General features: G+C 20.9%; 8 protein-coding genes. 3 read left to right on the forward strand and 5 right to left on the reverse strand.

Going from position 1 to position 7,574, the window contains the following annotated elements; translation table 11 throughout:
* The first annotated feature begins 30 nt into the window (after positions 1-30).
* On the forward strand, positions 31-1,227 hold the full coding sequence (locus tag ACTT9U_RS03565) for a DegT/DnrJ/EryC1/StrS family aminotransferase (RefSeq protein ID WP_440931810.1): 1,197 nt from the start codon (positions 31-33) through the stop codon (positions 1,225-1,227).
* Positions 1,211-2,056: an NAD-dependent epimerase/dehydratase family protein gene (locus tag ACTT9U_RS03570; RefSeq protein WP_440931811.1), complete on the forward strand. Its 846-nt coding sequence runs from the start codon at positions 1,211-1,213 to the stop codon at positions 2,054-2,056. Before ACTT9U_RS03565 ends, ACTT9U_RS03570 begins: the two co-directional genes overlap by 17 nt.
* Before the next feature lie 6 nt (positions 2,057-2,062).
* Here the strand turns inward: ACTT9U_RS03570 and ACTT9U_RS03575 are convergent, their stop codons facing one another.
* From ACTT9U_RS03575 to ACTT9U_RS03585, 3 genes are read right to left on the reverse strand one after another with little or no spacing between them, the layout of a single operon-like run.
* Positions 2,063-3,214 (reverse strand): glycosyltransferase family 4 protein, encoded by a 1,152-nt coding sequence (locus ACTT9U_RS03575; protein ID WP_440931812.1) that lies wholly within the window; start codon positions 3,212-3,214, stop codon positions 2,063-2,065.
* Positions 3,215-3,216: 2 nt separating this feature from the next.
* Positions 3,217-3,966, reverse strand: coding sequence for a glycosyltransferase family 2 protein (locus tag ACTT9U_RS03580; RefSeq protein WP_440931813.1), 750 nt, complete (start codon positions 3,964-3,966; stop codon positions 3,217-3,219).
* Complete coding sequence (locus ACTT9U_RS03585) at positions 3,947-5,050, reverse strand: glycosyltransferase (RefSeq protein WP_440931814.1); 1,104 nt, start codon at positions 5,048-5,050, stop codon at positions 3,947-3,949. Before ACTT9U_RS03585 ends, ACTT9U_RS03580 begins: the two co-directional genes overlap by 20 nt.
* Positions 5,051-5,148: 98 nt before the next feature.
* On the opposite strand from ACTT9U_RS03585, the gene ACTT9U_RS03590 reads away from it, so the two are divergent.
* Positions 5,149-6,003 carry an FkbM family methyltransferase gene (locus tag ACTT9U_RS03590; RefSeq protein WP_440931815.1) on the forward strand — a complete coding sequence of 285 codons (855 nt, stop codon included), beginning with the start codon at positions 5,149-5,151 and terminating at the stop codon, positions 6,001-6,003.
* Between the two features lie 3 nt (positions 6,004-6,006).
* Here ACTT9U_RS03590 and ACTT9U_RS03595 read toward each other — a convergent pair whose 3' ends face one another.
* Positions 6,007-6,798 carry a hypothetical protein gene (locus ACTT9U_RS03595; RefSeq protein ID WP_440931816.1) on the reverse strand — a complete coding sequence of 264 codons (792 nt, stop codon included), beginning with the start codon at positions 6,796-6,798 and terminating at the stop codon, positions 6,007-6,009.
* Positions 6,795-7,574 (reverse strand): hypothetical protein (locus tag ACTT9U_RS03600; protein ID WP_440931817.1); only part of this gene is annotated, 780 nt, incomplete at its 5' end. The genes ACTT9U_RS03595 and ACTT9U_RS03600, both read right to left, overlap by 4 nt.

Consider the following 7,574-nt stretch of genomic DNA (forward strand, 5'->3'; position numbering starts at 1 on the left):
TATTAATTACTATTATTTATTTTAATCTATATGTCTCAACTTAAATATCCTTTATTGACAAATGCTTTTTCTAAGCAAGATTTAAGTGAAGCTATCAAGGTTGTTAAAACAGGACAAATCACTATGTCTAAAATTACGAAAAACTTTGAAAAAAAATTTGCAAAATTTATTGGATCCAAATATGCTTTAATGGTTAACTCTGGTTCATCTGCAAATTTACTCTCTGTATATGCAGCATGCAATCCGTATAGGAAAAATAGATTTAAAAGAGGTGATGAAGTTATTATACCTTCTTTATGTTGGTCGACATCATTATGGCCACTTGTGCAAGCTGGATTAAAGCCTGTGTTTATAGATATTAATCCTAAAACATTAAATATAGATGTTGAAGAATTAATAAAAAATATAACCAAAAAAACAAAAGTTATAATGGCTGTGCATGTTTTAGGGGGATCAACAAATATGCAAAAATTAATGAAAATAATTAAAAAAAAAAAAATTATATTAATTGAAGATACATGTGAAAGTTTAGGATCTAAGTATAATAAAAAATTTCTTGGAACCTTTGGAGATTTTGGTACTTACTCATTCTATTATTCTCATCAAATAAGCTCAGGTGAGGGAGGAATGATAGTTTGCAATAATTATAATGATTATTCCATACTACACTCTCTTAGATCTCATGGTTGGACGAGAGATTTGAAGATAGAAAAAAAATTTAAAAATATCGATAAAAGATTTATATTTTATAATATGGGGTTTAATTTAAGACCTACAGATATATCTGCAGCAATTGGTTTTAATCAATTTAAAAGACTAAAAAAATTTCAAGAACAAAGAGATTATAATAGAAAAAAAATAATAAATAGCATCAAAAATTCACCAAAATGGAAAGACCAGTTTTCATTTCAAAAAATAATAAAAAATTGTAGCCCAAGCTGGTTTGGACTGCCTATTTTTATAAATGAAAAATATAAAAAAAATAAAAAAAAATTCATTAACTTTTTAGAAAAATCTGGAATAGAAACGCGGCCGATTATAAGTGGAAATTTTATAAATCAACCAGCAATAAAGAAATTTAAGCTTAATAGAGAGAATAAAAAATTTCCAAATGCTCAAAGAGTAGAGGACACAGGTTTTTTTATTGGCCTACATACAGACAAAATTAGTGATAATAAGCTAAATTTTTTAGTTGATAAGTTGTTAAAAATTGAAAAGTTTAAATAAAAAACCTGTAATTGGAATAACTGGTTATAGAGGCGTACTAGGTTCATATTTTATAAAAAAGTACTCAAAAAAATTTAACTTTGCTAAATATAAATACGATATTTCAGATTTTAACAAGTTGAGCAACTGGTATAAAAAAAAAAAACCAGAATATTTCTTACATTTTGCCGCAAAGGTGCCAATTAGTTTTGTTGAAAAAAACTATCAAATATCAAAAAGATCAAATCTACAAGGAACAAAGAATTTGATTTTGTTGATTAAAAATGATCCTAATTTAAAATGGTTCTTCTTTTCTTCATCATCTCATGTTTACAAAAGATCTGAAAAAAAATTAAATGAAAATTCTATAACGGAAATGACTAATAAATATTCCAAAACAAAACTGCTGGCCGAAAGAGAATTGTTAAAATTAAAAAATAAAAAAATATGCATAGGTAGAATATTTAGTTTTACAAGTAAAAATCAAAATAAATTATTCGTCATACCTTCAATCTTCAAACAATTAAAAAAAAATGAAAATAAAATATTTTTTGATTTTGATTCAAAAAGGGATTTCATTCATATAGATGATATTTGTAGTGCGATTAATTTACTGATGTTTAAAGAAGCACAAGGAATTTACAATATTGGTTCCGGAAAATCTTATAAAATTATAGAGATTGTAAAATTTTTTTCAAAAAAATTAAAAAAAAAAATTTTAATAAAAAAAAAAAATTTAGGTAAAATAGATACATTAACATCTGATATATCAAAAATAAAAAAATTAGGATGGTATCCAAAATTTAAATTCAAAAAAATTCTTTTGGATTACTATAATTCAAAAAAATAATTTTAATTAAATTGAATTATATAAATTTATCAAATGCTTTGTATTTTTGTTCAAGTCAAAATTTTTTACAGATCTTTTTGCTTCATAAGCTAATGAGTTGAGTAATTTTTTATTTTTATAAATCTCTTCTATTTTATTTATAAAATTTTCTAGTTCAAATTTCTTAATTAAGAAACCATTTATTCCATTTTTAATTAATTCATTGACACCCTTAGTATCAAAAGAAATAATAGGAACTCCTGAAGCCAGTGACTCTACAAAAGTTATGCCAAAAGACTCTACTCTTGATAGATTAATATAAAGATTTGAATTTTTATAATGTTTAATCAAACTAGAACTTGGAAAGTAATCCTCTTCAATATTTTCAATATTTTCTATAACTTCAATACCATTTACGTTTTTATTCTTAATATTTTGTTCTAAAATTTTTGAAGTATTTTTACCAATTATTTTCCACTTAAAGTTTATTTTTTTTTTTCTTAAGAGATGGCAAAAATCTCCAATTAAATCAAAACCTTTTTTTTGTTCAGCGAAACGACCAACTGTTATCATGTTTAATATTTCTTGTTTATTTTTTTTAATATTTATTTTTTCAAATTTTTCAATATGAACTGTATTAGGGATATTTTTAATTTTACTTTTTTTTACATTAAGTTTAATTAAATCATTTTCAATATTTTGGGAAATAGAAATAAATTTATCAATATTTGTTAATGTTTTTTTTAAATAAATATCATATTTTTTATTAAGTCTATAACCATATTTAATTTCTGGATGTATTTGAATATCAACTCCTTGAAATGTTACAATTATTTTCTGATTAAATTTTTTGAGACAATTAATTAATATTAATGATTTAAAATTAATAAAATTAAAATGCCATAGATTATAATTTTTTTTGATTACTTTTTTTATCCAAAAATTTAACAAAAAACTGACATCAAAATTTAAGTAATACAAACAAAAATAAACCACAGATAAAAGGAAGTAATTTATTTTTATTATTTTATATTTATTATTTTTAATGTTTGTGTTTCTAAAAATATAGAAATCTATATTGTAATTTTTTTCAACAAGCTTGTTTGCAAAATTGTGAAATTGAACTTGTGCACCTCCAGGTTGAGGAAAAAAAACTCCTGAAACGAAAGCAATTTTCATCATTATTTTTTAAATATTTTAATTAAGATTTTGTAACTGATCGTAGCTATAAATAATAAAAATATGAAAATAAAATTTTGTTTATTGTGAATTCTGATTTTAAGTTCTTCAAATAGAATCGAAAAGTAAGAAAGCCTAGAAGACAAACCATTAGTTGCAAATTTTCCAAATATTTCCATTTTTTTAGTAGCCATGCCTTTGAATTTAGATTTTATAATTCTATAAAATAAATCTCTATCAGCAGAATATCTAAATTTTGTATTGTAAAGACCTATTTTAAATTGTGCATTTTTTTTAATAAAGAAACTTACAGAGTGTGAAGGCATAACATTAAATTTATACCATATTTTTTTTGGATAAAATCCATGATAAATTTTATAATGATTAATACTTCCAAACAAATAGTCTATATTAAATTTATTAAAGTATTGATTTACTATTTTTAAAGTATTTAAATAGTAAAAATCATCAGAATTAAGAATTCCAATAATATCTCCAGTCGCTAGCTTGATACCCTTATTCATTGCAAAATATAGCCCTTTATCTTTTTTACTTTGCCAGCGTATTATTTTTGATTTAAACTTTTTGATAATTTTAACTGTATCATCACTAGAACCACCATCAATGACTATTAGTTCTATTTTAGTTTTATCATATTTTTGATTTAAGACACTTTTAATACATCTTTCAATCGTTTTTTCAGAATTTAAACAAACTGTAATTATTGTAATTTTAAATTTTTTTTTCATCATTAATTAAATTTAAATAGTCATTGCAATTTAAATTTGTAAACTTATTAAGATTTTTATGTGCTATCTTTGATCTATTTACAGAATTAAGATAGTTATCCATAATATAAATTATTTTTTTCTGTAAATCATTCTTATCACCAATTTTAAATGTATATCCTTTATCATTTCCTATTATATCTGACACACCACTGCAATTACTTGCTAGGATTGGTGTATTATTATTTATTGATTCTAAGAGCACATTAGGTAAGCCCTCATAATAAGAGCTCATTACAAATAAATTCGCTTTCTTGTAGTATTTTGCAAGATTTTCATTCCATTTAATTATTTTAATAAAATTTAGATTTTTTATTTTATCTTTTAAAATATTCTCTCTATTTCCTTCGCCAATAATTAGTAATGAAATATTCCTTTTTTTTTTAATATTTATTACAGCATCAATAAGTAGCTCAAAATTTTTTTGTTTGACTAATCTTCCAGTTGAGAGAATAAAAAATTTTTTTTTATTTTTTTTTTTGGGAACAAACTTGTTAATCTTAATTAAATAAGGATTATAAATTAATTTAATTTTTTTTTTATTAATTAAAATTTTCTCTAAAGAATTTTTTGATGATGATGAAATTGCAATAATTTTATAAGCAAATTGATAAAAAATAACTTTTAAACAAAAAACAATAATTCCATTAAATTTGTTATCAGCATATTTTGTAGCACCAAAAATTTCTTCTGAGTTTCTGATTATGATCTTATTTTTTCTTAAAAAATTAAATAACAATAAAAAAAAATGGTTCTGCATAGAAAGAACAACATCATTTGGCTTTAATTTCTTTGATATTTTTAAAGCAAGAAAATAATTACTCATCACACTCGAAAGAAAATTTTTATTTTTTTTTTTTACAGTAAATATCTCTAAATATTTGGAATGTTTAAGTTTTTTTATGTTTTTATCTAATGTGAAAAGTAAAATTTTTTTTTTCTTTTTAACAAAAAAATTAATAAGATTAATAGAAATTTTTGAAACACCTCCTTTTTGAAACGAAGGTAAAAAAAAATAAATTTTATTAGATTTGTTAGATATGGACATACAAACTTATTAACTCAATTAATTCAGATATTAAACAAACTAGTCATTAAATTAAATTGATTTTTTTTATCTTAACCATATAAGTTATCAAACAATTTATGATTAAAAAAATTGCGAAATTATTTATATTCATACTCAATATATTAGATTTTTTTCTAAAAAAAATTAGAAAAAGTTCAATATTATACGCAATGTATGAACAATTAAGAGAAAATAAAATAAAAGTTAAAATTGATAATAATGAAATTTTTTTTCAAAGTCCAAACTCTCAAATAGATTTTAGGGTAAAGTCAATTTTTACAAAAGAACCAGAAACAATAAACTGGATCAATGAATTTGATGGTAAAGATTTAATATTTTGGGACATAGGCTCAAACATTGGATTATTTTCAATTTATGCTGGGGTTAAACATGAAAATATTAATGTATTTTCTTTTGAACCTTCGACTAAAAATTTAAATATATTAAGTAACAATATTTCAAAAAATAATCTTACAGAGAAAATAAAAATTATCCAATTACCTCTTACAGAAAATAAAAATCAAATATTGAAAATGTCTGAAAAAAACTTTTTTGAAGGCGCTGCATCTAATAATTTTGGTGTAGATTATAGTTTTGGAGGAAAAAAAATTAACTTTGAAAATCAATACTATATTTATGGAACGTCGATTGATAATTTAATTAATGAAAAAATTCTAGAAATACCTAATTATATAAAAATTGATGTTGATGGAATTGAGCACTTGATATTAAGAGGGGCAAAAAAAACTTTACAAAATCCAAAAATCAAATCAATTTTAATAGAAGTTCAAGAAGATTTTGTTGAGCAGTTTGAAAATATAAAAAAAATTTTAAAAGAAAATAACTTTCATTTGATATCAAAAAATCAAAGTGAAAGGTATATAAATCATCCTAAGTTTAAAAATTCTTATAATTATATTTATAAAAAATAACTATTACTGAATATAATAATTAATATTAATAGATTTTCTTAAAGCATTTTTTTTTTTGATTTTTTTTATATTGTGAAATGAATTATTTGTTTTCAAAAAACCAACCAACTTATTTTTTGTGAATGAAGATTGGTAAAATTTTTCAATTTTATCCTCGTATTTTAAAAATTCATTTTTATCCATAAATTTAGAGTCCCACAAACTTTCATTATTGCTATTGTCTTTAAATTTATAAAAACATGTTCCCCAATCTGTCTGATCATGATCTTCATGAGGAAAATATATCATAAGTGATATTAGCTTATTTATTTTATCAGTATGTAAAGGAATAAAACAATTATCTTTAATAATAGAAAATTCAAAACCTAATTTGACAACTTTAATATTAAAAAATTTTAAAAAAAATTTAAATAATCTAATAATTAATTTATTACTAAATGGGACCAAAAAAACTTTATCCAAATCTCTTCTTTCATAAATTTTATTAATTTCAGGTTTTAAAAGATTATAAATTTTTTTAAATGTTTGAGATTTATTTAAGTATTTATATAAATCTAGATAATGTTTATTTTGATTAATAAATTTAAAAAACTTATTACTTTCATTATTTAAATAATTTTTTTTTCCTATGTCAAAAGTATTAAAATATTTTTCCTCTGTAGGAAATCCATTCTTTAAATTATAATATATATTTTCATCAAGCACATTATTTATTTCAAAAATACAAAAAGGATCTGATATAAAAATATCCGACTCATTAATTTTATTTGGTAAATTAAAATTTATTTTTTTCATTTAATTTCATACATTTTATTTTTCAAAATTTTTGGATTGATAAAGTCCAGAGCATTTTTATGCAAAATAAAAAATTTTTTTTTTTGTAAAATAAAATCATAAGAAAGAGTTGAGAATTTTGATATAAAAATTTTTTTAAAAGTATATGATTTCAAAGTGTTAACTATTTTAATTTTTGGATTTTTATTAAAATTTTCTTTATTAATTTTAGTTTTTGGGTGGATTTTACAAATAAATTCTTCATTTTTAGAGTTTATTTCTATGTGATTTAGTATTTTATTGATAGTTTCCCTATAATCATGAAGACCAAGTATAATTAAAACTTTCTTTGATTTTTTTGAGATTTTAAGTTTTATTCGATCTCTTTTTTTAACATTGTTTATCAAATTAGCATTATTAAGTATTTTGGAATAAGAAATTTTACTTTGAGCAAATTTATAATTTATGTTTTTTGGTAAATATTTTTTATAATCTTTGTTTATTTTAATAAAATCAAACCACATTAAATTTTCACTAAATATTCCATGTTGAAAACCATGAAAGTTTATTTTTTTATTTAAATCATAAAAACTTTTTTTTAAAAAAAAACCGAAGTTATACTCAAAAAGGAAATAATTAATTTTATTAGGTTTAAATATTCTATTCGCTCTCATTATTGCGTTTTGCATACTAGTTAATTTAAAATAATTTAAATATGATATTTCTAAATAATCGAAAACAACTTCATTGATTTTAATCTTTTCAAAAAAAATATTTTTTTTAAAAGAATTTAAAAT

This window comes from Candidatus Pelagibacter sp. (genome assembly GCF_052049975.1).
Lineage (GTDB): Bacteria > Pseudomonadota > Alphaproteobacteria > Pelagibacterales > Pelagibacteraceae > Pelagibacter.